Origin of the sequence: uncultured Fibrobacter sp. (assembly GCF_947305105.1) — a bacterium.
Lineage (GTDB): Bacteria > Fibrobacterota > Fibrobacteria > Fibrobacterales > Fibrobacteraceae > Fibrobacter.
Genome location: NZ_CAMZCS010000019.1, coordinates 34,706 through 59,288 on the forward strand (window position 1 = coordinate 34,706; position 24,583 = coordinate 59,288).

Consider the following 24,583-nt stretch of genomic DNA (forward strand, 5'->3'; position numbering starts at 1 on the left):
ACCTCACATTTCACACCACTCCTCCCCCCTAACCACCAACCACTAACCACTATTTACTATATTATTTCCCATGCTCGGCATTGTACAGAAAAAAGGTAACGATGAAAAGCTTTGCGGTAGGATGATTGCTTACGCAAGGATTTTGCCCACGCCTGACAGCGATGGCGATTCTCCTTTTGACGACATGATCCGGAACGGGCTTCTGACGCTCGAGGGCGACTTCCGCGCATTCAACCCGACAGTCCCGACGCCCAGCCAACGCAAGAAGGTCATGGACGACAAGCTGAACAACCTGCTCGAATCGATGCAGGAGAGCGGCGAAGATTTGCCGGAAAACCTCGATGTCGACGCCTTGCGCGACCGACTCCACGAGCTTTCGAACATGGAAGTCATTCCCATCCCGGCCCGCATCGGGAACTTCTCGAACGAAGAGGACATCCTGAATGAAGATGCCGACATCTACTACGTCGGCGAGTTCATCGGAGCAAACCAGGCGCACTTCTGCCTCACGACGCTGCCCATCTATTACCAGGCACGTTACCGCGAGCAGACCAAGGTCGAGGAGATGGCCCTGCTGAACGACATGCTATCGCAGTTCGAAGCGGGCGACATCATGGACAACGATGACATCCAGAAGGAAACGGCGGAGCTCTTCCCGGAAGGGGTCTCGCTGAACACCTTCGTCGGCGACCTGAACAACCTGCTGAACGTCCGCGTCATTCCGTTCTTGCTTGCCTGCGAGACCGACAACGATTACCGGAGCCAGATTGCGCTGTTCTACAACTTCATGAAGGACTACCCGCAACAGGAGGACATCTCCCGCGTGGACAAGGCCATCCAGAAGTTGCGCAAGCAAAGCGACGACCAGGTCGCGCGCAAACTGCTCGAACTAAGTTGCAAGAAGATAAGCGCCATCTACAACGAAGACACAAAATCCGCAGAAGCCCTCGAAGCCGAAATCGAGAGCATCTAGAATTTTTCGGACAATCTCTACATTTTAGAGAGCGTGAGCAGCACAGCTCCCGCTAAGATAACCACCGTGGACGTGGCCAGTTTTATACGTTCGCGGCGCGTCGCATATTCACCGAAGGCAAACACACCCCAAAGCTGGTTCACGACAAGGTTAAGTTGTAAAAGCGGATAGCCCACTGCATAACCGAACAGGCCATCGTCAGCAATGGCCCAGAAAATGGCAAGCGTTCCGAGCATCCAGAGCGAGCCGGCAAAAAAGGCAAACAGCGACGGGACCAAGGGCATGTCAAAGCGTTTGCCACGCTTCAAGGTAATCAACAAGAACAGGACAATGCTTCCGATGCAAACACCCACCGAGAACGGGAAAAGGAATTCCATGTCTCCGAGGTTGCTGAGTTTGTACGGAATCAGGTACGAACCGAATACGGCCCCCGAAAGGAGCGAACGCCAGTTTTTCCAAATGTGCTGCATCTTGCCAGCCGGAATCCAGATACCCACAAGCATGCACACGATGGCAGGAATCGAAAAATAGAGCAGGGTGTGTTCGGCAAAAAGGGTGACACCCGTAATGAACGAAAGCAATATACTCACGCTCATGGAGCGCAGACCGGCACCCGCCAAATCCGCTTCCGCCTGCACAGCCCAGAAACACAGCGCACCGCCAACAACCCAGAGCAAGCCGCAGGCAACGCCGACCGGCTGCAAGTTGAACTGTCCCGTAACGGTCGCGATAACCGACGAGCAAAGCAACGCACCCAACGACATAACGGCGATGAACGCCCAAGACGAATAGTGCGGATATTTCTTGAGCGGAATCATGTAGGTTCCGAAGGCGAATATGCCCATCAAGACGCCGATGATGCTGAGAACGCTACTTGCCAATGCAGAACCCCGCGAAAATAGATTGTAAAATGTCTTCGGACGAAATCTCGCCCACTATGCTCTGGAGCGCTCGGCGCACAAGCTGCATCTCAAAGGCGAGCAGTTCGACCGCCGGATTCGTGCGGATGAGATCGAGAGCGCGGTCGATACCGGCAAGGGCATCCTCAAGGCATGCCTTTTCGCGTTCGCTCGTAATCCAGAAATCTTCCGTGGCCTCGTCGTTCTTGAACAAAGACTCATTCATCATGCGCTTGAGTTCGTCAAGGCCCTCGCCTGTCTTGGAAGAAACGCGAAGGGAATTTTGGCAGGCCCCTTCGGCAGTGCTGGCGTCGCGCAAGTCGCTCTTGGAGTGAACGATGAAATCGGGATTGCCGCGGTCACTTCGTTCCCTCGCAATGACACGCGAGGCGGGTTCACCCTTTTCCCGAGCCAAGGGCATCGAGCCCCGAGCCTCATCATCCCCCGCATCCACGAGAATTTTCAAATCAGCTTCTTCCAGAATCTCCCGGCTCTTTTCCATGCTGAGCGCATCCAGCTTGTCGGTCGCCTGCGCCGCAATGCCCGCCGTGTCGACCAGGCGAATTTCACCGCCGTCGAGGAACAGACGCACTTCCACAAAGTCGCGCGTCGTCCCGGGAATGTCGCTCACCAGAATGCGGTCTTCGCCGAGGAGCGCGTTGGCAAGGCTCGACTTGCCCGCGTTCGGGGCGCCGTACAAAACCACCAGCGGCAAGCGACGCACGGCAGCGCCCTTGAAACTTTTGAGTATGGCGACAACGTTTGAGCGAATCGCCGCAATCTTATCGCCCCAGGCCGCATAGTCCGGGTCCGCTTCTTCTTCGGCAAAATCCACATCGAGTTCAAGACGTGCCGAAATATCCTTGACTTGTTCGGCAAGGGACACGACGCGTTTTGACAGGGCGCCACCCAGCAGGCGGTGGGCGTTCCGCAGTTCAGAGAGGTTCGCGCTGTGAATCACGTCGGCGACGGATTCCGCCTGGGCAAGGTCCATTTTCCCGTTGAGGAACGCGCGGCGAGTGAACTCGCCCGGCTCGGCGAGCCGCACACCGCCGACTTCACGGATAGCGCGAATCAGTTCGCGCACGATGAGCGGGTTGCCGTGCGGGTAAAGTTCCAGCACGTCTTCGCCCGTATAGGAATTCGGGCCTTCAAAAAAAACATAGACGAGGCTGTCGATAGCGGGGGCCGCCGTAAGGCATTCGCCTTCCCCGGCGTCAGCCGGGCGCGGGTAGCGGGCCGTCCCAAGACGGACTTCGCGCGGCTTGATTGTTGCAAGTGCCGCATCCCCGAACAAAGCGCGCACCACATCGCGAACCTCCGGCCCGCTCACGCGGACGGCGGCCACGGCACTCACGCCGGCAGGGGTCATCGGGGCTACGATAGTCCGGGAATCCATGCCGCAAAAATAGTAAATAGGAATCCCGGGCTTGTCGGTTTTTCTTTTGTCACTTCTTTATTAGTGTATGTACGGGGCCTACGGGTGTAATCGCGTAATGCTCGTCGATAGAACCCTTCACAGTGGAATATACCCAAACTGGACAATCTAACGGCATGTCTGGCGTATTTTCCCTGATGAGAAGTTTCGCTACTAAAGTGTCGCCCCTGCTTTCTACCCCAATAGACTCTATGGAATCTCGGCTCCAACTTATTTGTGCAGGGAATACAAATGAAGTCTTGCCATCTTTGCTAACGATAAAAAGGGTATCCACATTTTCTATGCTGTCCAGTTGATCGTTGGTTGCACAAGGCGACAACGAATCTAACTGAAGAAGAACCTCGTTGTTAGCAATTTCTGGCGAACGGTTTGTACTAGCATCACCAGAACAGGAATAAGTTGCCATAACGCTAAACAATGTGGCAACAAAAACAATTGCAGATTTTATTTTCATCGTAAACCTCTTCTTAAATATAACGTAAAAAAGATTCAAAAAAAGCATTCATCGTTTTTTTTTCAATCTTGAACAACTCGAGCCGTTTTTGGATTACACCAAACTACTTGACTTTTTCATGCACTTCACAACATCTTTATACACATTCGGATGTACCGGAAAAATTCCTTCTCCACTTTTTTTCTATCTTGAGTATCATGAGCAGTTTTTCGATTATTTCCCGGCCGATTGGCACGGTGCAGTGTTTCGTCCTCCAGCGCGACGACGGCGCTGAATTTGAAATCCTTTCCGGCTACGGTGCAGGCCTCAACGCCTGGCGCATTCCCCTTAAAAAGGCCGATAGTCAAGCCGCCGACCTCCTATTCGGTTACCGGCCGGGCGACGACATCTACAAAATGGGCCCGGACACAAACGCCGGTTGCCGCCTCGCTCCGTTCCCGGGCCGCGTAGCTTACGCAAAGTTCAACTGGCAAGGGAAAGACTACCAGCTTGTAAATAACGTAAGTTGGGCTCCGCACGCACTCCACGGATTCTTGCAAAATGCAGAGTGGGCTTTCAAGAGTTTTGAGGCCGATAGCGAAAAATGTATCGCCGAATTCACTTGCGACTGGGCCGGAGCCTTTGCCGGGTTCCCCTTCCCGTTCCGTGCCACAAACAAAATAATCTTCACTGGTGAAACCTTCACCGTAGAATCGACGGTTGAAAACCTCGGGAAAACGGACATGCCCTATTCCGAAGGTTGGCACCCGTACTTTATGCTCGGCGAAAAGATTGACGACCTCGTCATGACCCTCCCCCCGACAAAACGGAGCGAGCTCGACCAGGCCGACATTCCGACTGGGAACCTCCTCGACGACACGCGCTTTACGAGCGGTCGCAAAATCGGGGCAGACTTCATCAACGACTGTTTCTGCCTGGAAGCCCCCATTCCGCAATGTGCGCGAGCCGTTCTCGAAGGTTCCATAGGCACTCTCGATATTTGGCAGAATGCAGGCGACGGGCAGTACAACGCCATCCAGATTTACACCCCGCCCACACGCGACAGCATCGCCATCGAGCCCATGACCGCCGAGCCCGACGCCCTGAACCATCACCGCGGTTTAATTGTCGTAGCCCCCGGCGAAAAGCGTACTTTCTCGTTCGGCGCAACATTCAAAAAGAAGTAAAAACAGCCCATTTTTTCCAAAAAGCGCAGCTTTTAAAGCTGCGCTTTTCATATTAGGAATTAATCAAAAGAATCAACCGGACCAAAAACTTCGCAAGCATTCTTTTTAGGAGCATATCCTTCAATGTCAAGACACATTAAGGAATCGTTATGCATCACCCCTCCCAGTTTTCCATTTTGGCTACGGACACTTTGATAATTTTCCCATTTTATTTTATCAAATTCAAATGGATACGTGTCATTTTCATAATAAAACCTATATATGGAATTTTTCTCTAAATCAAATAGCTTTCCCTTTCCAATTTCATATAAAATTATTGTATCCGGATAAAAAGCCATTACCTTTATATTTTCCGGATTTTTCGACAATCCATCGCAAGATTCGCTGATATAGCAATAATTACCGACAACAGAACCATTTGATGCAGCCCCATATTTAGTATCAAATATTCGTATAAATACATCATGATAGCCCTTATATCCTATTTCTCTTCCACTATCCGATACACAAATACGCTCATCATCCAAAAAAAATTGGACACTATCAATCCTAGAGGAAGAAAAGAAAGCAACTTCAACAGTATCATCGTACTTTACACAATAATTCACGAATGGATCCGTGGTACGACAAGAGAAAAAAAAGATTACACAAAGAAGAATAAAAAGTAAATCCAATTTTCGCATAAATTTCTCCCTTAAAAGAAATTGACATTATACGCCATTATAGATTCATAAACACTCGGGGAATACGGGGCCCATGTAAACTCGGTATTCTGGTGTAAAACAATCCCTTTTGCTCTTACAATCCTATGGAGGTTTATAAATCTCTGCTAAAAAACATTTAACGAGGTTCCCTACACTTGACCGATCCACCTAATTCATGGTAATCTATACACATCAATGAATTTGAACGCCTCATACCGCCCCATTTATCGCCATCTTCTATTACAAAATCATTAATAAAATATCCATGCTCATCAAAAGGATAAATATCTTTGGTATAAAAGAATCTATAAAGGGCGTTAGTCTCAAGGTTGAACATTCCCCCATATCCAATATCAAATTGAATAGTCGTATCGGGATAATAAGCAATCACTTTAATATTTCCCAATAAACTTTGCAATTTATCACAATATTTTCCAATAATACAATGACTTGCATAAACAGAATCATACGATTCCCCATTCCTATGAGTCAATTTATATACATGAGATAAGCCTTTATACCCTTCTTTTCTTTCCCAATCAAACATGCAAATTTGCTCATCATTCAAAAAAAAATGAACACTGTCTATTCTATTGGACGAACCAACAATAATTTCAACAGCATCATCATATTTATTACAATGACCATCGGGACCTTCAGTACCACAGGAACACACAAAAAAAGCACAAAGAAGAATAAAAAGTAAATCCAATTTTCGCATAAATTTCTCCTTTTAAAAGAAATTGACATTATACGCCATTATAGATTCGTAAACACTCGGGGAATACGGGGCCCATGTAAACTCGGTATTCTGGTGTAAAACAATCCTTTTTGCAAAGATTGTACCATAGTAATAAACTATAATATTTTGCGCAGCTTTAATCATACTTTCGGCAACAATTTCCCCGTTCCATTGGAAATTTTTTCCAACATGCAATTCCAGGCTTCCACTCAAAATGTTCAATTTGGCACCCGACTGGAAATGTAAACTACTGGTTTGCTTCCGTTGGGCTCCATCGACAATCAACTGAGAATACGAATTGAAAATAAATCCGGTATTTGTTGAACCTATGCCCAAATCCCTAGAAGCAATAGCCGTTTCATTGGTGTTAAACGCCCTATAATTCGTCGTTGTAAAATCTACATCATTCAAAAAGAAGTAAAAACATCTTTTTTCCCCAAAAAGCCGTGGACATTTTCAAAGATAAATGTCCACAGCCGCAAGCGAACGCAAACCCGTTTTTACGGGTTTTTATTTATTTTGAGGCGGGGTAATTTATAATTATGGAGAACAGGATGAAAAACATCAAGCTCAAAATGCTGTGCGCGCTTGCGTTTTGCAGTACGGCAATTGCCGCGCCGGGACTGACCGTAAAAGGGACGGAACTACAATACAACGGGAAAAAAATCTTCTTTTCGGGCGCGAATCTCGCCTGGAGTGACTACAACTCCGACGTGGGCGATTCCCCACTGAACGAAAACGCCTGGCGCAAGGCCGTCGAAGGCACCCGCGCCGCGGGCGGCAACGCTATCCGTTGGTGGCTTTTCAACAACATGAGCCAAAGCCCGGAAATCGACCAGACAACTCATCTGGTTTCGGGCCTCAAGGCGAACACCATCAACAACATGAAAAAAGCCCTCGATATCGCCGAAGAATACGGCGTGATGGTTTCGATGTGCCTTTTCAGCCACAACCTGATGGAACCGAACCAATGGGGACTTTACAACGAAAAGCTCGATATCACAGCGAACACGCAACTGTTCGAAGATACGGGCACCAAGGCATTCATCGACAATGCACTCATCCCGGTGGTGAAAGCGATTGGCAACCACAAAGCGCTCATGACATGGGAAGTTTTCAACGAGCCCGAAGGCATGACCAGTGAAGGTTGGACAACCAAGAAACTCGACAAGGCTACGCTCCAGAAATTTACAAACAAAGTTGCGGCAGCCATCCACACGGAGAACCCGGAACTTCTCGTTTCGACAGGCAGCGTAAACATCAAATATCAGGCATGGTGGAACGATGCAGCCCTCGTCGCAGCCGGTGGAGAAGCAAAAGGCACCCTTGACTTTTTCCAGACACACTATTATCCGTATTACCAGGATGATGCCGTCTCGCCGTTCGTGAATACGGCTGCGCAGATGGCGACCAAGTATGGCTACGACAACAAGCCGATGATTATCGGCGAGTTCCCGGCAAGCGGCTGGGCTGGCGAAACCTACAAATCCACTTTTGCCGCCAAGACGCAGATTACGACAGAAGAATGTTACCGCAAAGCATTTGACGGTGACTACGCAGGCGCTCTCGCATGGCAGTATATAGGCGACAAGACCGAAGCGAATTTCGGCGGTTACACTTACACCATCGACCCGGCTCTTAAAGCGATGACGGCTCTCGCCGCCACAGAAGAAGCGAGCATCAAGATTAAAGATGCAACGATTGACAACACCACCGGCGACGGCAAGATGGCTGTAACCTATGGTGGAGACAATGCGCAAATCGAATACCAGAAAACATTCGACCTGAGCAAGGCCAACACGCTGTCTTTTGAAGCAAAAAATAACGGAGCCACAGCCGCCCAGCTGAACCTGATTTTCAAGCTCACGGATGCATGGACATGGACCGAAGTCGAAGGCCCCTGCGAAGTGCCCGCCGGAGAAAAGAAGACTTGCACTTTTGATATTTCGAGCCACGCCGACCGCAACAAGACTTTGAGTACGGTCATCGCAAACTACGCAGCGGGTTACACAGGCACCATTCTTTACGACAACTTTATCGCCGGTACGGACACACTTTGGAATTTCAATACCGACAAGTACGACGCATTTAGCCGCGGTTTCGAAAACACCGAAGAAATGATTCCCGAAATCAAAATTGTCTACGACGACACTTACGAAAGCGGAACAACACGATATTTCCGTATTGCGAACAACATTCATTCCTCCGTCAAAGTCAACGCCAACACAATCTCCCTTGTCACAAGTACGGCAGGAATACTGAACGTGGATATTTTCGGCATGAACGGCCTGCACGTCGCCACCCTGCACAGGGGAGCAACAGCAGCCGGCAACCACACATTCAGCCTCACCGGAATCCGGAGCGGACACTACCTCCTACGCGTCAAGGGTACCGGAATCGCAGCCACGCAGCCGATTCGGTTGAAGTAGAGTCGACGAAAACCCGGCGGCCAACAAGGCCGCCTTTTTTTTACCTATATTGCAGGCCATGAGCGACAAGCACCCCCTTTATTTTACGATCCACGGACATTTTTACCAACCGCCCCGAGAAAACCCCTGGACGGGAGTCATTGAAAATCAACCCAGCGCAAGGCCCTTCCACGACTGGAACGACCGCATCGCGAGTGAATGCTATAGTCCGAACTCCGCAAGCCGCATTTTGAGCGAACACGGGCACATTGTCGATATTGTCAACAACTACGACTTCATGAGTTTCAACATGGGTCCGACCTTGATGAGTTGGATCCGTACGAACACCCCGGAAACATACAAACGAATCCAAGAAGCGGACAAGCGCAGCCGCGAACGCCTGAACGGTCACGGCAACGCCATCGCCCAGGTGTACAACCATGTCATCATGCCGCTTGCAAGCGAACAGGACAAGCGCACGCAAATCCATTGGGGTATCGAAGATTTCAAGTTCCATTTCGGTCGCATGCCCGAGGCCATGTGGCTTGCCGAAACAGCCATCAACCTGGACACCGTCGTGGAACTCATCAAGGCCGGCATCAAGTTCACTATCCTCTCGCCGACGCAGGCTGACAGTTTCCGCAAGCTCGGCGACAGCGAATGGAAGGGATGCGCCAATACCGACATCGATACCACGCGCCCCTACCGCATTTTCCCGCGCGACAAGGAAGGCAACCTTGTCTGTGACGGTTACTTGGACGTCTTTTTCTACAATCCCTGGCTTTCTTCAGCTGTGGGGTTCGAGCACCTGCTCCGCAACGCGGACACCTTCGGAGGCCGCATCCGCGACGCCTGGGACGCCAACCGCGAAGACCCGCAGCTGGTAAGCATCGGTACCGACGGCGAAAGCTACGGCCACCACGAGCCCTTCGGCGACATGTGCGCCGCCTGGCTCTACAACCGCTACGCTCCCCAGCACAACATGGTGCCGGTCAACTACGGCTGGTATCTCGAGAAATTCCCGCCGCAGCACGAAGTCCTCTTGAAGAACTTCCACGGCGAAGGCTGTGCATGGAGTTGCGCCCACGGTGTCGGACGCTGGTACCGCGACTGCGGATGCTCCACGGGCGGCGGGCCGGACTGGAACCAGAAATGGCGCGGTCCCTTGCGCGACGCCTTCAACCACCTGAAGGCCCTCGCCGACGAAATCTTTATAAACGAACTCCAGCACCTTACGGCAATGGACCCGTGGGATGTCCGCAACAAGTACGTCGACGTTCTCATCGCCCCCGGTGACAGCTACCGCCTAAAGAGTTTCCTCAACGCCACGCTTCTGCACCCGCACGACCCGGATGAATGCGCCAAGGCAGTGCGTTTACTCGAAATCCAGAAATTCTGCATGTTCAGCTTTACAAGCTGCGGCTGGTTCTTCAACGATATCGAAGGCCTGGAACCCGTACAGAACATGCGCTATGCGCTGCGCGCCATGGAACTGCTCAAGCCGTTCCTCCCCGAAGGCCGCGACATCAAGGCCGAAGTCCTCGAAATCCTCGCGAAGGCCACGAGCAATGAGCACAAGTGGAGCGGAGCCGAAGTGTTCACAAAGTCTGCCGAAGAAGACGTCCCCGCCTTCGTCAAGCAGATGGCCGAACGCGCCGCCATTTACCACCTCGGGCTCGAAGACGACTACCTGAACAAGGACTACCGCCTCACCGCCTCGAAAATCTCGTCGCGACGCCGCCAGACCATAGTTTATACCACTTACAACGACTCGACTATCGACGAGCACCATGCATCGACCATTCTCGTGCTCAATGACGCGCTCGGGAGAGTCAACCTAGTTGTCTGCAACGGCGACCCCAGGGAATGCGGGCTCTCTTTTGTCGATAACCCGAACATGACTACCGAAGAGCTCAAGGCCGCATTCCCCGAGGCGTACGTCGTCCGCATGCGTGACCTCATGAGCGATTCCCTCAAGCGCATCAACCAGCTTTCGACGCAGCGCCACCTGACAGATGTCACCAAGACCTTCTCCAAGTTCGCGCTGGACCACGGCATTCCTATTGATTGCCTGGCCGACCCAGACCACACGCTGCCCGACACCATGCGCAAGATTCTCTCGCTTGAAATCAACGCGAAAATCCACCACCTCGCGCTCACGTACCTGGACACGCCCAGAGACGAAGACTTCGCAAGGATTCACGAACTTATCGACGAAGCGAAGGCTCTGGACACCACGTTCTCGTTCGGTGGCACGGGCCGCATGTTCCACAGGAAGTTGATGGGACTCATCGAGAATGTCGAGAGGAACCAGGACGAGGCATCCGTCAGGCACATCACGGGGCTCATCACCGTCGCGGACTGGCTGGAACTCTATATCGACAAGACCACGCTCGAAAACAAGGTCTTCCCCATCTACAAGAAGTTCATGGAAGATCCCAACGGCAAGCTGGCCGCGCTTAAGCCGATGTTCGACTGGCTGAACTTCGAGGTTCCCCATGCTTAACCTGTCGAAAGCCCCGCTCATCGACGCCCAAAAAATTGCCAAACGCATCGGCGAACTGGGCAAGCAGATTGGCGGGGAATACGACTTCGACATCATCGTCGGGGCCATGACAGGCTCGTTCATCTTCGTGGCCGACCTCTGCCGGGCGATGCCCAAGAAGAAAGCGCAGATTAAGTTCATCAAAGCCTCAAGTTATGGGGACTCCACGGAATCTTCGCAAAAGGTCAAGGTGAGCGGGCTCGATTCCATACAGGTGGAAGGCGCACGCATCCTGCTGGTAGACGACATTTTGGACACCGGACGCACCATGAAGGCTCTCGTCCAGGAACTCTCCGCAAGGGGAGCCAAGGAAATCAGGACATGCGTGTTCCTCGACAAGCCCGAGCGCCGCGAAGTGCCGATCAGGGCCGATTACGTGGGTTTTGAAATCCCGAACGCGTTCGTCGTGGGTTACGGGCTCGATTTTGCGGACGAATACCGTACTTTTCCGGACGTCTGGACACTTGTAGAAGAATAATAATTATATTGGAAATATGGCACAGAACGATTCAGACAATGTCAAACTCCACGCTACGCAAACGTTTGCGGCTCTCGGCAACAAGTTCAGCAAGTTGCCCCGTTCAAAGCGTTTTATCATCATTGGCGCAGTAGCCCTGTTCATTTACATTCTCGGATTCATGACTTGCAGTTTCATGAACAACGTCCCGAACGAAGGCATCATCGAGAAAGTGGCCGCCCTCCCCGACGCGAAGAACAAGTGCAAGTTCCGCTACGACCGTGCCCTCGAATACGCCATCATGCACGAATGCGTCTTTGCCAAGGGAACTCCCGGCAACGGCTCCAAGCTTGTGCAGCGCGTGAACTACTGCACCTGCGCCCTCGAAGGCGTGCAGATGAAGAAGCCGTACCAGAAGATGTTCGAGAACAACCTCGTGGACTTCACGTTCAAGATCCGCGAAGAGAACCTCTGCAACGAAGAAAAGAACATCCCGACGCTGGAAGCCGAAGGCGACCAGGGCGGGAACTAAACCCGAATGCGAACGGGATTCATGTGCAAACCGACTTTGCAGGAACGATTGTAGCACCGAATGCAGAGGTCGTTGTTGGCCAAGCCGGAAAAAACTTCTATGGATCTATCTTCGCCAAGAGCATTGTGGTTCACCAATACACGAAAGTCACCTGGGTTCCGTTCATTCCCGTTCAAATGAATGGTGTAGTGGCACACATTGACAACCACGAACCTTTACGGTATTCTGTTGTTTTCTAGGACGGCAATCTATGTTTTCCCGCTTTATTTATTTTTCCTTATTCATTGTTCTTTTAGGATGCGCCCCTTATGAGGATCATTCAGTATATTTTCCCGCTATTCGGATAAACTTTATGTCCACATCTGATGTCGATAGTGTTCATTTTTATTTGAATAATGAACAGGTGTGTTTTGAAAAGCCTATTCTTTTTGAAGGCGACTGTAAAAATTGTCTAGAAGCAAAAGGATATACGAGTGAATACGCGATATGCAAAACATCAACCGAAGACAGCAATTATATATTCACGCATCGCGACACAGAAAAAGAGAAGCAATGCGTCCAATCGGAAAATTTTCTTAAATGGGTTAATTATGAATGTTTTGTGAGTGAAAAGCATTATGGGAAATCATTGGATTCATTGACGTTCCAAGCACAAATTTTCTCTAATGAATCAGTGAAGACCATACAGCCAAGTATTATTTTTCATAGTGGAAATCGTTATAATATAATGCTAGAACAAGATTCTGCACAGTGGCTCAATCACATGGATGACGTATTTTTTGACCTCTTTGGCTTAGCAGGATCATGGCTGTGGGAGGGATGCTCCGACGGCTTTTGCGTGGCAACCATTCCGATGAGAGAAGGAGAAGGCTACTACGAATGATTTCCTGTGAAATGGGTTACAATATCAGCATTCCGTCGCCGTAGCTGAACAGTTTCAGCTTGTTTTCGACGGCCATTTTGTACGCGGCCAGCGTATTTTCGCGCCCGTAGAACGCCGAGACAAGCAGGATGAGCGAACTCTTGGGCCAATGGAAATTGGTGAGGAGTCCGTCCACAATCTTGTAGCGGTAGCCGGGGTAGAAGAACGCATGCGTCACGCCCGTCTGCGCTTTCACGATTCCGTTCGCATCGGCAATTGTTTCGACAACGCGGGTACTCGTCGTCCCGACCGTCACGATGCGGCCACCTTCGCGCTTGGCCTTGTTGATGATTTCGGCGTTTTCCTTCGTGAGTTCGTAATGTTCGCCGTGCATCTTGTGCTGGGTAAAGTCTTCGACCGAGATGTTCTGGAAGGTGCCGGGGCCCACGTGCAGAGTCACTTCGGCCACGTACACGCCCCTTGCCTTGAGGTCTTCGAGCATTTGCTCGCTAAAGTGCAAACTCGCCGTCGGGGCGGCCACCGCGCCGGAATATTTCGCGAAAATCGTCTGGTAAGCCTTCTTGTCGTCTTCGTCGTCGGGGCGGTTGATGTACGGCGGCAGCGGGACATGTCCCTCACGGTTCATCACCGACTCGAGTTCCACCGGAGTCACCGCAAAGCGCAGCACGCGGGCCCCGTCTTCACGGACGTCTTCGACGACTGTCTTCACACCCGCGATTTCGAGTTCGCGGCCGACCTTGAAAGCCTTACCCGGGCGCACCTGCGCCTCATAGCGGGCGGAGCCGTCTTCGGCGGGAATCAGCGACTGCACCAGAAGCGTCTCGACCTCGCCGCCATGCAACGTGTGGCCATACAACCTCGCGGGAATCACCTTGGTATTGTTCACCACCAAGCAATCGCCGGGATTGAACAAGTCGACAATCTCCGGAGCCTTGAGGATGCGCCTCTCGCCACCGTTCTTGGGGCAATATAGAATGTGGGTCTTGCCCTTCCCTGCCGTGCGGCTCGCAATCAGCTCTGGCGGGAATTCAAAATTGTAGTCAGAAAGCTTGTGTTCCATCTTAACCCTGGAGAGATTTCATCGCTTCCTTAACGAGGTTTTTCATATCGGCCTTGAGGCTCGCCGGCTTCAGGATTTCCACATCCGGGAGCACGCCCAGAAGCCAAGACTTGAAATCCGGAGTAATACGCAATTTCAACTCCACGACAAAGCGAGACTTGGTTTCTTTAATGACCGCCGCCGGGACAAAGTTGGATTTTTTGAACTGGCTCTGCAACCACTTGGACTTGACCAAAAGCGAAATGTCCTGCGGCTGGAGTTTTGCATCGGTCCACTTGCCGAATGTGTACTTATAATGAATCTTGGAATCAAACGACAGCTTTACAACTGGAATATTCGTCATCGTCATGTTGACAATATTTTCAACAACATAATTCTTGAAAATCTGGGTTTCTTCGAATTCATCGTCGGCAGCAATCAGGTAAAGAGTATCTATGCGGAGCACGAGCTTGACCGGACTCACCGTAACTGTTGTCTGTTCTTCCTCATGCGTAGCACTGCGATAGGTGATATTGACTTTCACGCCGTCATGAATCGCCTTGAGGATTTTGGAAACGATGGTATCCTTGAGGTTGCGATCGCAGAAGGGGCCGTAATCCAGTTCAAAATCGGGGTCCACCGAAATGGGATCCACCTTGAAAGAATCCGGGTCGGTTACGCTCAAAGAATTAATCAGGTTGTCGATGATTTTCAGGTTCTTTATCCCAGTCGGGGAATCGCTTTCAAACGACTTGCGAAGCTTCTCCAGCTTTTTCACGAGATCCTGATTGAAGTCAGTCTTCTGTTCTGGCTGGATGACGTAAAAAGTCTGCCCTTCCTGCTTGAACTTGTGCAACCCGCAATTTTCTTTTCCCAGCTGCTGAATATGGCGATAAATCGTACGCGCCTTGCAATTCATAGAAATAGCCATACTCTCAACGGTCATTGGCTTGCAAAGAATATTCTTTATATTGCTAATCTTTTCGTAACCCGTAGCCATAACGACTCCTTTATTTTAAAATAATTCTCAGTTTATTTTCTACCGATGGCGACTTGGCCGTTTTCATGGCCGAAAGGAACGCCAACTGCTTTTGGAAATTGGAAGACACTCTGCCTTCCAGCAAAAATTTATTCCTGACAAACGAAACTCTAATCCGCGCCCCCGAAAGAAGCGTACTCGATTCCAGGGAATTCTCGATTTCTTCGCATAGAAGCCTATTGGGCATTGCATCCAACGGAAGGATGTTCAACGAAAAAACGAGTTCCTGTACGCCGGGATACTCCGCAATGCGGCGTTCCAGTTCTTTCAAATCGTAGTCCTCGAAACAAGAAGCCGTAACCGAGACTTTGCCCTGTTCCACTTTCACGCTGTAATCAAAGACGCGCACGCCCGGCGTTTCGAGAATCGAAAGGACATCGTTCTCCATGACCGTATCCGAGACGATGCTATTTGTCGCGACCCTCATGAAGTCAACGCAACCGCGCACCTTCGGGAGCGCCTCGACACAGCCCTTGAGCGCCCGCTTTACAGACAAATTGCGAACCAGGCCATCCAAGTAGACAACCCCTTGCCCCACATTCACCGAAATCCGGCGAGCATCTTCGGGGAACAACTGGAGCAACCTACTACGCACAATTTCGGCAAGCTTGGGATTCGGCAAGTTCTGCGACGTTACGGGCAAGGCCAAGAAAAGAATCGTCCCGTCTTCCAATAACACGGCAAGCAAATCCTTTTCGCCGTCGTTGACCAAACCGACAGCCACACCGAAAGCGTTGCGGATAGCATGATAGATATGGTCACCGATAAGCGTCTGCGCACTCTGCGCCGGCAGCAAACGGTAACCATCCGGAGATTCCTCCTGATTGATGACGACGTTCGGGCATTCCACTTTCTGGTCCGGGCCGCCATCATAGCTAATCATGATGATTTCTTTTTCCGAAGTCTGGAAATAGCTCTTCACCAAACCCGGTTTCGCCTTTCCCTTGAAATACAGCCAATTCCCCGGAGCAATCCTGTTTCGCCCATAGATTTTGGCGTAGTCGCCATTCCTCGTCTTGTCGCTACAGAAGGAAAACTCCTGCGAAAAGGCAATGAACACGGACTGGCACCGTTCGCAACAACAGAGCAGAGGAATCCCCGAATTCATGCCCCCATACGTCGAATAAGCTTCCCTGGCAAAAACACCGTGCTCGACCACGCGCTGACAGCGCCGGCAGAAGAGCGGCAAAGTGTAGAGCCTATGAGGGAACTGGGTGCGCATGGGAACTAGGGGCTAGAATCTAGAGGCTAGGATCTAGGGAAACTATTTCATCAGAGGCATTGCGACGTAGATGCGGCGGAGCACTTCTTCCTTGCCGATGATTTCGAACATTTCCCAGAGGCCGGGGCCAGCGGTAACGCCAGACACGGCGAGACGCGGAGCACCGACGAGTTCACCGACCTTGTGGCCGCAGCGTTCGGCGAGGTCGTAGAATCCCTTCTCGATGACCGGAGTCTTGAAATCTTCGATGGAAGCAAGCATGTCGCGCACGAGCGTAGCGACTTCCTTGGAGCCTTCGCCGAAGTGCTTCTTGGCACCCTTCTCGTCGTAGGTGGTCGGGGCGACAAAGAAGTACACAGCCATTTCGGCCAAGTCCTGCACAAAGTGGGCGCGCGGCTTGAGCTGCTTCACGATTTCGTCGAGGCGTGCTTCCGGTTCGTTCGAAAGGTCGATACCCTTTGCGGCAAGGCCTTCCTTCATGATTCCCTTAAGGAACGCGTCGTCGCACATGTGGATGTGCTGACCGTTCATCCACTGGAGCTTCTTCTCGTCAAAACTTGCGGACTTCGGGTTGATACGTTCCAGCGTAAAGCTTTCCACCATTTCCTTGATGGTCATGACTTCGCGGTCATCGCCCGGGTTCCAGCCGAGGAGAGCGAGATAGTTCACGAGCGTTTCGGGCAGGTAGCCAAGGTCGCGGAAGTCGCCCACGGAGGCGGCACCCTTGCGCTTACTGAGCTTACCGCCGTTCTTGTCGAGAATCACCGGCAGGTGGCACCATACGGGCGGCTGCCAGCCAAAGGCCTTATACAAAAGTTCGTGTTTCGGCGTAGAGCTGATCCATTCGTCACCGCGAAGCACATGCGTCGTACCCATCAGATGGTCGTCCACGACGCTTGCAAAATGGTAAGTCGGGTAACCATCGCGCTTGATGAGCACGAGGTCATCGAGAAGTTCGTTCTGGTAGCTGATGTGGCCGCGGATCATGTCGTCGAATTCGGTGACGCCGGTTTCCGGCACCTTGAAGCGGATGACGGCCTTTTCGCCGGCAGCAATGCGGGCTTCAGCTTCTTCGCGGCAGATGTTACGGCAGTGGCGGTCGTAACCCGTGACCGGCACATGAGACTTTTCCTGTTCAGCACGGACTTCTTGCAGGCGTTCCTCGGTGCAGAAGCAGTAGTAGGCGCAACCTGCATCCAGGAGCTTCTTGATTTCGCGGTGGTAGATATCCAGGCGTTCGCTCTGAAAGTACGGACCGCAGTCGCCTTCGCAACCCGGACCTTCATCCCACTGCAGGCCCAGCCACTTGAGGTCGCGCATCAAGTCGTGCAGTGCAGTCTCGTTATAACGCTTGCGGTCGGTATCTTCGATACGCAGATAGAACGTACCGCCCATGTGCTTGGCAAAAAAGTAGTTGTAGATAGCCGTGCGGGCACCGCCCACATGCAGGTAACCCGTCGGGCTCGGGGCAAAACGTACGCGAACAGGAGACTTGGCAGAATTGCAATTTTCACACATGATATTATTTTGTCCTTTTTTAAAATTTTGGTCAATTTCCGTCAGCAAATATAGAAATCAAGCCCAAGTCCATAAAAGAAAAAGGGCTCAAAGGCTTGGAATAAGCCCCCCAAAGTCAACAACAATAATGCCAACAAGTCGATTTATGACTTTTACCATCAAGATTCAATCGCACGCACCTTGAATTGCAAGATTTCTTCGACAGTCAGTTCAACATCACTAGGAATGTCAATCCAGTTGATTCCCTATCTGTTCTTCTCGATGAACTTTTTTAGGAATGAACAGCTCTCTATCCTGAACACCACGGTTTCCTTGATTACTCCAATTTCAGTATCCTTGAAGCAAGGGGCAATCACATCAAGTCAAAAGTTGACACGGCCGACACCCAACAAATTCATCTTTCGTCCCTTTCCCGCAAATAAGCTTGAAATTGCGGGCTTTCAATTTAACACATGCACTCTCGAGCACTACGCAATATAAATTCGTCTAAAGGAATCATAAATTTTTTTATTAAATGACACTATTTGACACCAATGGAATTTATATTTATTAGTTTACACAATTCACCATCATGTCCAAAAATGTTTTTTTTTGCAAAAAAAAGACATTTTTTTGTTTTTCCTGCAAAAAAATAGAGTATCTTTATTTTTGTCAAATTAATAAAGACCTTTTAAGGCATTTGGAGCACTTCTATGGCAGCAGAAAACACATTGACTCAATTTACAGGCCTCTATCCTGTATCCAAAACCCTTCGCTTCGAATTGAAGCCAATCGGGAAAACACTTGAAAAAATCAAAGAAACTGGCATCATTGAAAATGATGAAAAACGTCACAAAGACTATTTTGACGCGAAAAAGATTATTGATACATATCATAAATACTTTATTGATGCTGCTCTTAGTAAGTTTCCTCGCATAGATTGGAACCCTCTTAAGGAAGCTATTGAAGGATTTCTTGATAGATCTGACGCAAGTAAAAAGAAACTTGAGAAAACCCAGACGGAATTTAGAAAGAAAATTGCTAAAGCTCTGACTACTCATGACCACTATAAAGAACTGACCGCATCTACTCCTAAAGATCTATTTTTGAAAGTGTTCCCAGACCATTTTGGCAAACAGCCTGCCATTGATACGTTTGATGGTTTTTCGTCTTATTTTACAGGTTTCCAAGAAAATCGGCAAAATATTTACTCGGACGAAGCCATCAGTACCGCTATCCCATACCGTTTAGTTCATGACAATTTCCCAAAGTTCTTATCCAACATCGAAGTTTACAAAAATTTGAGCGACTACGCCCCCGATGTATTGTCTCAAGCAGAAAACGAATTGAAGGATTTCTTGAACGGAAAATCGCTTGCTAACATTTTCGAACTTAATGCGTATAATGAAGTGTTGACTCAATCTGGAATTGATTTCTTTAATCAAGTGATTGGGGGTATCAGTGGTGAAGGTGGCGAGAAAAAGACAAGAGGCATCAATGAATTCTCAAACCTCTATCGCCAACAGCATCCTGAATTTGCACAAAAGCGTCTTGCGACAAAGATGATTCCTCTTTACAAACAAATTCTTAGTGATCGCGAAACAAAGTCTTTTATTTTGGAATCCTATTCCAATGATTCTCAAGTTCAAGATAGCGTAAAAGAATTCTTTGAATCACAAATCCTGAGTTGTGATATTGCCGGTCGTAAGGTCAATGTCCTTAATGAATTATCTTCCTTGATTAAGCGAATCACAGAATTTGATTTGGGAAGTATATATGTTAATCAAGAAGAACTTTCCAACATTTCCTTGGAACTGTTTAAAAATTGGAACACAATTAATGCAATTTTATTCAAAAATGCCGAAAAAAGAATTGGTTCTGCAGAAAAGGCTGCAAATAAAAAGAAAATAGACGCATGGATGAAGAGCAATGAATTCTCCATAGCAACATTGAATCTTGCTATTGCAGAAAGTGATTCTGAAGAGATTTCAAAAGTTAAGATTGAATCATATTGGAATGATTTTGAGGCGAAGGTCCAAAGTATTCTTTGTGGAGATAAACGAAAGAATCTTGACGAATTCCTCTCGGCAACTTTTAACGAGAATAACGCATTAAGAGAAGATTCTGAAGTCATTGGAAAACTGAAGGCTTTCCTTGATGCCTTAATAGAAATCATGCATTCAATCAAGCCTTTGATTTCAGATGCAGAAAATCGAGACTTGTCTTTCTACAACGAGCTGACGCCGTTGTACGACCAACTTTCTCTCGTCGTCCCTCTTTACAATAAGATTCGTAATTACGCGACCCAGAAACTGACTGAATCTGAAAAGTTTAAACTAAATTTTGATAACCCCACATTGGCAGACGGTTGGGATCAAAACAAAGAGGATGCAAATACAGCCATTTTGCTTCTAAAAAATGGATTGTATTATCTCGGCATCATGAATGCCAAAAACAAGCCTAAAATCACAGATTTCAAGACTTCTGAAGACGAAGATTGTTATGACAAAATGGTGTATAAGCTGTTGCCGGGTCCGAATAAGATGTTACCCAAGGTTTTCTTCTCCGAAAAGGGCCTAGCAACCTTTAAACCGCCCAAAGATATTCTTGACGGCTATAACGCAGGAAAACATAAAAAAGGCGACTTGTTTGATATTGATTTTTGCCATCAGTTGATAGATTTTTTTAAGGAATCCATTGCAAAGCATCCTGATTGGAAGAAATTTGATTTCAAATTTTCGGATACTTCTTCCTACGAGGATATTAGTGGTTTCTACAAGGAAGTTACAGATCAAGGCTATAAAATCACCTTCTCCAAAATTCCCACATCGCAAATTGATGAATGGGTGAACGATGGAAAGCTTTTCCTCTTCCAGATTTACAACAAGGATTTCGCTCCTGGAGCAAAGGGCTCTCCAAACTTGCATACCCTGTATTGGAAGTCCGTATTCTCTCCTGAAAACCTGAAAGATGTTGTTGTCAAGTTGAATGGTGAAGCCGAGCTTTTCTACAGACCTAGCTGCGTCAAAAAAACTTATAGTCACAAAGTTGGCGAAAAACTCGTAAATCGAATAGGAAAAGACGGTCTTCCTTTGCCGGAATCAGTCTTTGGCGAATTATTCCGCTATTTCAACGGGAAACTTGATGGCGAACTTAGCGATGAAGCAAAAAAGTATCTTGATATAGCTGTCGTTAAGGACGTCAAACATGAAATTGTAAAGGATCGCCGTTATACACAAGACAAGTTTGAATTTCATGTGCCGCTGACTTTGAATTTTAAGGCCGATTCAAAGAACGAGTATATGAATGAACGTGTTCGCCATTTTTTGAAAGACAACCCTGATATAAACATCATCGGCATTGACCGTGGCGAACGTCATTTGCTGTATATGACATTGATAAACCAAAAGGGTGAAATTCTTAAACAGAAAAGTTTTAATATCGTTGAGTCTGTCAACTACCAGGCAAAACTTGTTCAACGTGAAAAGGAACGAGACGCTGCTAGAAGGAGTTGGAGCAGTGTTGGCAAAATCAAGGACCTTAAAGAGGGTTTCTTGAGCCAGGTAATTCATGAAATCACTACAACAATGATTGATAATAACGCCATTGTTGTTCTTGAAGATTTGAACTTTGGCTTTAAGCGCGGTCGATTCTGTGTGGAACGACAGGTTTATCAGAAGTTCGAAAAGATGTTGATTGACAAACTCAACTATCTTGTTTTCAAGAATAAGCCTGAAGGAGATGTTGGTGGCGTTCTTAAAGGCTATCAGCTTGCAGAAAAATTTGATAGTTTCCAGAAATTGGGCAAGCAGAGCGGCTTCCTGTTCTATATTCCTGCTGCATACACCTCAAAGATTGATCCGACCACAGGTTTCGCTAATCTGTTCAATATGACAGAATTGACGAGTGCAGAAAAGAAAAAGGAATTCCTTTCTCACTTTGAAGACATTACTTATGACGGAAAAAATGACAGATTTTCGTTCAGTTTTGATTACAAGGACTTCAAGTGTTTCCAAACAGATTACATCAAGAAGTGGACTGTTTACACTCAAGGTAAACGAATTGTGTATGACAAGGAATCGAAATCTGCAAAGGAAATTTTCCCTGTTGAAATCATCAAGGCTGCTCTCGAAAAACAGAACATTGCTTTGACAGACCAATTAGATGTTCTTTCTGTAATCAATTCTGTCGAGGCATCTCCTAAATCAGCTTCTTTCTTTGGCGATATTTGCTATGCGTTTGAAAAAACGCTTCAAATGCGTAATAGCATTCCAAACACTGATGAAGATTACCTTGTATCTCCTGTAATGAACAAAAAAGGAGAATTCTATGATAGTAGGTCTTGTGGCGATACCTTGCCAAAGAATGCAGATGCAAATGGAGCGTACCATATTGCACTTAAGGGGCTATATCTAATAAAGAACGTATTTGACGCTGGAGGCAAAGATTTGAAAATTTCGCACGAAGATTGGTTTAAGTTCGCGCAGTCCAGAAACGCATAGAATCTAAATAACAAACTTTTTTCCTAAGGCTCGGAAGAACATATTCGAGCCTTTGTTATGCCTATGGAAAATTATATAGCTATTTCAACGCTGAACGATTTTATTTTCTGCCCGTATTCCATATATTTGCACAACGTCTATATGGAATCAGACGAATCTATGTATCACGCCACACCGCAAATGCAAGGCAAAATCGCACACAAAGGTATTGATCAAAAAACCTACAGTTCTAAGAAAGATGACATCACTTCTTTACCTGTTTTTAGTGAAAAATACGGATTGATAGGAAAAATTGATTTATTAAAGCAAAAAGAACATCTTTTAATAGAGCGAAAATATCAGTTGAAGCGAATTTTTCAAGGGCAAATATATCAGTTATGGGCTCAATACTTTTGCCTTACTGAAATGGGTTACGAAGTACAGAAGCTTTCATTTTACGAAATTTCAACAAACAAGATGATTCCCGTAGAATTACCGACCGAAACCCAAATAGAGGAATTTGAAAATTTTATCAAGACCTTTAAAAATTACGATCCAGCATCACCAATAACAGTGAATCCAAGCAAATGTAAACATTGCATATACAACAACTTATGCGACAAAACGGAGGTTTCAAATGTTTACGGCTAAAGATATTGAGTGTCGCAGTATTTTTATCATCAACTGCCTAAAGGATCGTAATTTGCGAGTTTCTTCAGGAGAATTACTCTTGGAAGACACTGAAGAAAAGAGAACTCTCACCAAGTTCCCGTTTCAAAAAATACTCGCACTTTTTATCATTGGCCCAATTACAATAACAACGCCACTACTCGAAAAATGCAAAAAATTTGATGTCGCACTAGTTGTCATGAAAGGTAACTTAAGACCCGTTTTCTTTTGGGCAAATCATGCTGAAGCAAATTTCTTATTGCACCAAAAACAGTATTTCTTTGAAAAAACGGACATATCCTTCGCAAAAGTTATCGTGCGAAACAAAATTCTCAATCAGGAATCTGTACTTGGAAAAATTCGGAAGAAAAATGAAAAAATTGACAAAGCCAAACAACTATGTTTTGACTACTTAGAAAAACTTTCTGATGTCCAAGAATATGAGAAATTAATGGGTATAGAAGGCTATGTTTCCAAAATATTTTTCGAAGCCTATTTCGCAGAATACGAATGGATTGCCCGGATGCCACGTGCAAAAAATGATACAACAAATGCAGTCTTAGATATCGGATACACCATTCTGTTCAACTTTATTGAGGTCTTTCTAAGGCTTTTCGGGTTCGATCCCTATGTGGGAGTATATCACCGTTTATGGTTTAAGCGGAAATCTTTAGTCTGTGATGTAATGGAGCCGTTCCGTTGCATTATTGATATGAGAGTTCGAAAAGCCCTAAATCTCGGACAAATAAAAAAAGAAGATTTTAATTTTGTAAAAGGAGAATATTTGCTGAAATTCGAAAAATATTCAGAATATTCAACTCTATTCTTGCAAGACCTTGTTGATAAAAAAATAGAAATCTTTAAATTCATCCAATCATATTATAGGGCTTTCATGAAAGGCAGCTCAGATTTAATTATCCCCTTTTTATTGGAGTAAGGCAATGCTAATAATAAGCTACGATATTAAAGACGATAAACTGAGAACAGCCTTCTCCAAAATGATTCAATCGAACGGAGGTATCCGTTTGCAATACTCTGTTTATGAGGTTAATCACTCACAACGTTTTTTAGACGTTCTAAAAATGGAAATTGAGACCGTATTTAAAAGAGAGTTCTCTGCGGATGACAGCGTCATGATATTCGACGTAAATAATGAAAAAACTATAAAATACGGAAATGCAATACACAGAGATCAAGGATTACTCATATTCTGATGCAAACCTGAATGATAATTTTCGAATATTCTGAGCAGACATTCCCCCATAACATATTGGCTGTAAACAAGTTATGACTTCCAAGCAAAGCCATGCTCATCCGTACAGCATAAGAAATAAGTGTTCAAAAAAATGGACAAACATTGCCTTTTCGCAATAAAAAATCTATTATTTCGAAAGATAGAGCCTAAAGGCCTAAGAAAATTTCTACTCTTGTAGAT

At 47.4% G+C, this 24,583-nt stretch carries 22 protein-coding genes; 12 read left to right on the forward strand and 10 right to left on the reverse strand.

Going from position 1 to position 24,583, the window contains the following annotated elements; genetic code table 11:
- Positions 1–70 precede the first annotated feature (70 nt).
- Complete coding sequence (locus Q0Y46_RS09705; RefSeq protein ID WP_297946982.1) at positions 71–973, forward strand: hypothetical protein; 903 nt, start codon at positions 71–73, stop codon at positions 971–973.
- 17 nt (positions 974–990) lie between these two features.
- On the opposite strand, the gene Q0Y46_RS09710 is transcribed toward Q0Y46_RS09705, so the two are convergent.
- Genes Q0Y46_RS09710 through Q0Y46_RS09720 form a run of 3 tightly spaced genes read right to left on the reverse strand, consistent with a single transcriptional unit; the run spans position 991 to position 3,764 of the window.
- Positions 991–1,854, reverse strand: coding sequence for a GRP family sugar transporter (locus Q0Y46_RS09710; protein WP_290960234.1), 864 nt, complete (start codon positions 1,852–1,854; stop codon positions 991–993).
- Complete coding sequence (gene mnmE / locus Q0Y46_RS09715) at positions 1,844–3,271, reverse strand: tRNA uridine-5-carboxymethylaminomethyl(34) synthesis GTPase MnmE (RefSeq protein WP_297946984.1); 1,428 nt, start codon at positions 3,269–3,271, stop codon at positions 1,844–1,846. Before mnmE ends, Q0Y46_RS09710 begins: the two co-directional genes overlap by 11 nt.
- Positions 3,272–3,320: 49 nt before the next feature.
- Positions 3,321–3,764 (reverse strand): hypothetical protein, encoded by a 444-nt coding sequence (locus Q0Y46_RS09720; protein ID WP_297946986.1) that lies wholly within the window; start codon positions 3,762–3,764, stop codon positions 3,321–3,323.
- A gap of 197 nt (positions 3,765–3,961) precedes the next feature.
- Between Q0Y46_RS09720 and Q0Y46_RS09725 the strand changes: the two genes are divergently transcribed.
- Positions 3,962–4,930: an aldose 1-epimerase gene (locus Q0Y46_RS09725; RefSeq protein ID WP_297946988.1), complete on the forward strand. Its 969-nt coding sequence runs from the start codon at positions 3,962–3,964 to the stop codon at positions 4,928–4,930.
- Positions 4,931–4,989: 59 nt separating this feature from the next.
- Here the strand turns inward: Q0Y46_RS09725 and Q0Y46_RS09730 are convergent, their stop codons facing one another.
- The 3 genes from Q0Y46_RS09730 to Q0Y46_RS09740 all read right to left on the reverse strand — a co-directional run bounded on the left by Q0Y46_RS09730 (position 4,990) and on the right by Q0Y46_RS09740 (position 6,787).
- Positions 4,990–5,613 (reverse strand): hypothetical protein, encoded by a 624-nt coding sequence (locus Q0Y46_RS09730; RefSeq protein WP_297946990.1) that lies wholly within the window; start codon positions 5,611–5,613, stop codon positions 4,990–4,992.
- A 157-nt stretch (positions 5,614–5,770) separates the two neighbouring features.
- Positions 5,771–6,355, reverse strand: a complete 585-nt coding sequence (locus Q0Y46_RS09735; RefSeq protein ID WP_295680271.1) for a hypothetical protein — start codon at positions 6,353–6,355, stop codon at positions 5,771–5,773.
- 12 nt (positions 6,356–6,367) lie between these two features.
- The gene (locus Q0Y46_RS09740; protein WP_297946992.1) at positions 6,368–6,787 is read right to left on the reverse strand and encodes a hypothetical protein; all 420 of its coding nucleotides are present in this window, start codon (positions 6,785–6,787) and stop codon (positions 6,368–6,370) included.
- A gap of 143 nt (positions 6,788–6,930) precedes the next feature.
- On the opposite strand from Q0Y46_RS09740, the gene Q0Y46_RS09745 reads away from it, so the two are divergent.
- The 6 genes from Q0Y46_RS09745 to Q0Y46_RS09765 are packed head-to-tail and all read left to right on the forward strand — an operon-like array spanning position 6,931 to position 13,201.
- Entirely contained in the window at positions 6,931–8,805 is a 1,875-nt protein-coding gene (locus Q0Y46_RS09745) for a hypothetical protein (protein ID WP_297946994.1), read from the forward strand.
- A 58-nt stretch (positions 8,806–8,863) separates the two neighbouring features.
- The gene (locus Q0Y46_RS09750; RefSeq protein ID WP_297946996.1) at positions 8,864–11,290 is read left to right on the forward strand and encodes a DUF3536 domain-containing protein; all 2,427 of its coding nucleotides are present in this window, start codon (positions 8,864–8,866) and stop codon (positions 11,288–11,290) included.
- A complete protein-coding gene (gene hpt / locus Q0Y46_RS09755) occupies positions 11,283–11,807 on the forward strand; it encodes a hypoxanthine phosphoribosyltransferase (protein WP_297946998.1) in 525 nt (174 codons plus the stop codon). The genes Q0Y46_RS09750 and hpt overlap by 8 nt, the downstream gene beginning before the upstream one ends.
- A 16-nt stretch (positions 11,808–11,823) precedes the next feature.
- A complete protein-coding gene (locus Q0Y46_RS09760; protein WP_295680260.1) occupies positions 11,824–12,318 on the forward strand; it encodes a hypothetical protein in 495 nt (164 codons plus the stop codon).
- Positions 12,258–12,557 carry a collagen-binding domain-containing protein gene (locus Q0Y46_RS14940; protein ID WP_366522515.1) on the forward strand — a complete coding sequence of 100 codons (300 nt, stop codon included), beginning with the start codon at positions 12,258–12,260 and terminating at the stop codon, positions 12,555–12,557. Before Q0Y46_RS09760 ends, Q0Y46_RS14940 begins: the two co-directional genes overlap by 61 nt.
- Before the next feature lie 11 nt (positions 12,558–12,568).
- On the forward strand, positions 12,569–13,201 hold the full coding sequence (locus Q0Y46_RS09765; protein ID WP_297947000.1) for a hypothetical protein: 633 nt from the start codon (positions 12,569–12,571) through the stop codon (positions 13,199–13,201).
- Between the two features lie 16 nt (positions 13,202–13,217).
- Here Q0Y46_RS09765 and queA read toward each other — a convergent pair whose 3' ends face one another.
- From queA to gltX, 4 genes are all read right to left on the reverse strand, one after another.
- Positions 13,218–14,261 (reverse strand): tRNA preQ1(34) S-adenosylmethionine ribosyltransferase-isomerase QueA, encoded by a 1,044-nt coding sequence (gene queA, locus Q0Y46_RS09770; RefSeq protein WP_297947002.1) that lies wholly within the window; start codon positions 14,259–14,261, stop codon positions 13,218–13,220.
- A gap of 1 nt (position 14,262) precedes the next feature.
- Positions 14,263–15,240, reverse strand: a complete 978-nt coding sequence (locus tag Q0Y46_RS09775) for a WYL domain-containing protein (RefSeq protein ID WP_297947004.1) — start codon at positions 15,238–15,240, stop codon at positions 14,263–14,265.
- 10 nt (positions 15,241–15,250) lie between these two features.
- On the reverse strand, positions 15,251–16,387 hold the full coding sequence (locus Q0Y46_RS09780) for a BON domain-containing protein (RefSeq protein ID WP_297947006.1): 1,137 nt from the start codon (positions 16,385–16,387) through the stop codon (positions 15,251–15,253).
- A 156-nt stretch (positions 16,388–16,543) separates the two neighbouring features.
- Positions 16,544–18,019, reverse strand: a complete 1,476-nt coding sequence (gltX, locus tag Q0Y46_RS09785; protein WP_297947008.1) for a glutamate--tRNA ligase — start codon at positions 18,017–18,019, stop codon at positions 16,544–16,546.
- A gap of 692 nt (positions 18,020–18,711) precedes the next feature.
- Here gltX and cas12a point away from each other — a divergent pair.
- The 4 genes from cas12a (at position 18,712) to cas2 (ending at position 24,362) form a co-directional block, all read left to right on the forward strand.
- The gene (gene cas12a, locus Q0Y46_RS09790) at positions 18,712–22,500 is read left to right on the forward strand and encodes a type V CRISPR-associated protein Cas12a/Cpf1 (RefSeq protein WP_297947010.1); all 3,789 of its coding nucleotides are present in this window, start codon (positions 18,712–18,714) and stop codon (positions 22,498–22,500) included.
- 63 nt (positions 22,501–22,563) lie between these two features.
- Positions 22,564–23,130 (forward strand): type V CRISPR-associated protein Cas4, encoded by a 567-nt coding sequence (gene cas4, locus Q0Y46_RS09795; protein WP_297947011.1) that lies wholly within the window; start codon positions 22,564–22,566, stop codon positions 23,128–23,130.
- The gene (cas1, locus tag Q0Y46_RS09800; protein WP_295861391.1) at positions 23,117–24,085 is read left to right on the forward strand and encodes a type V CRISPR-associated endonuclease Cas1; all 969 of its coding nucleotides are present in this window, start codon (positions 23,117–23,119) and stop codon (positions 24,083–24,085) included. Before cas4 ends, cas1 begins: the two co-directional genes overlap by 14 nt.
- 4 nt (positions 24,086–24,089) lie before the next feature.
- Positions 24,090–24,362: a CRISPR-associated endonuclease Cas2 gene (gene cas2, locus Q0Y46_RS14945; protein ID WP_366522514.1), complete on the forward strand. Its 273-nt coding sequence runs from the start codon at positions 24,090–24,092 to the stop codon at positions 24,360–24,362.
- Positions 24,363–24,583: the final 221 nt, after the last annotated feature.

Bases quoted from the DNA above. Each gene is read 5' to 3' on its own strand.
- gltX (WP_297947008.1), bottom strand. From the start codon at position 18,019: ATGTGTGAAAATTGCAATTCTGCCAAGTCTCCTGTTCGCGTACGTTTT.
- cas4 (WP_297947011.1), top strand. From the start codon at position 22,564: ATGGAAAATTATATAGCTATTTCAACGCTGAACGATTTTATTTTCTGC.
- Q0Y46_RS09775 (WP_297947004.1), bottom strand. From the start codon at position 15,240: ATGGCTACGGGTTACGAAAAGATTAGCAATATAAAGAATATTCTTTGC.
- cas2 (WP_366522514.1), top strand. From the start codon at position 24,090: ATGCTAATAATAAGCTACGATATTAAAGACGATAAACTGAGAACAGCC.
- Q0Y46_RS09780 (WP_297947006.1), bottom strand. From the start codon at position 16,387: ATGAATTCGGGGATTCCTCTGCTCTGTTGTTGCGAACGGTGCCAGTCC.
- queA (WP_297947002.1), bottom strand. From the start codon at position 14,261: ATGGAACACAAGCTTTCTGACTACAATTTTGAATTCCCGCCAGAGCTG.
- Q0Y46_RS09750 (WP_297946996.1), top strand. From the start codon at position 8,864: ATGAGCGACAAGCACCCCCTTTATTTTACGATCCACGGACATTTTTAC.
- Q0Y46_RS09765 (WP_297947000.1), top strand. From the start codon at position 12,569: ATGTTTTCCCGCTTTATTTATTTTTCCTTATTCATTGTTCTTTTAGGA.
- Q0Y46_RS09720 (WP_297946986.1), bottom strand. From the start codon at position 3,764: ATGAAAATAAAATCTGCAATTGTTTTTGTTGCCACATTGTTTAGCGTT.
- Q0Y46_RS09725 (WP_297946988.1), top strand. From the start codon at position 3,962: ATGAGCAGTTTTTCGATTATTTCCCGGCCGATTGGCACGGTGCAGTGT.
- Q0Y46_RS09735 (WP_295680271.1), bottom strand. From the start codon at position 6,355: ATGCGAAAATTGGATTTACTTTTTATTCTTCTTTGTGCTTTTTTTGTG.
- Q0Y46_RS09745 (WP_297946994.1), top strand. From the start codon at position 6,931: ATGAAAAACATCAAGCTCAAAATGCTGTGCGCGCTTGCGTTTTGCAGT.
- hpt (WP_297946998.1), top strand. From the start codon at position 11,283: ATGCTTAACCTGTCGAAAGCCCCGCTCATCGACGCCCAAAAAATTGCC.
- cas12a (WP_297947010.1), top strand. From the start codon at position 18,712: ATGGCAGCAGAAAACACATTGACTCAATTTACAGGCCTCTATCCTGTA.
- Q0Y46_RS09705 (WP_297946982.1), top strand. From the start codon at position 71: ATGCTCGGCATTGTACAGAAAAAAGGTAACGATGAAAAGCTTTGCGGT.
- mnmE (WP_297946984.1), bottom strand. From the start codon at position 3,271: ATGGATTCCCGGACTATCGTAGCCCCGATGACCCCTGCCGGCGTGAGT.
- Q0Y46_RS09760 (WP_295680260.1), top strand. From the start codon at position 11,824: ATGGCACAGAACGATTCAGACAATGTCAAACTCCACGCTACGCAAACG.
- cas1 (WP_295861391.1), top strand. From the start codon at position 23,117: ATGTTTACGGCTAAAGATATTGAGTGTCGCAGTATTTTTATCATCAAC.
- Q0Y46_RS09730 (WP_297946990.1), bottom strand. From the start codon at position 5,613: ATGCGAAAATTGGATTTACTTTTTATTCTTCTTTGTGTAATCTTTTTT.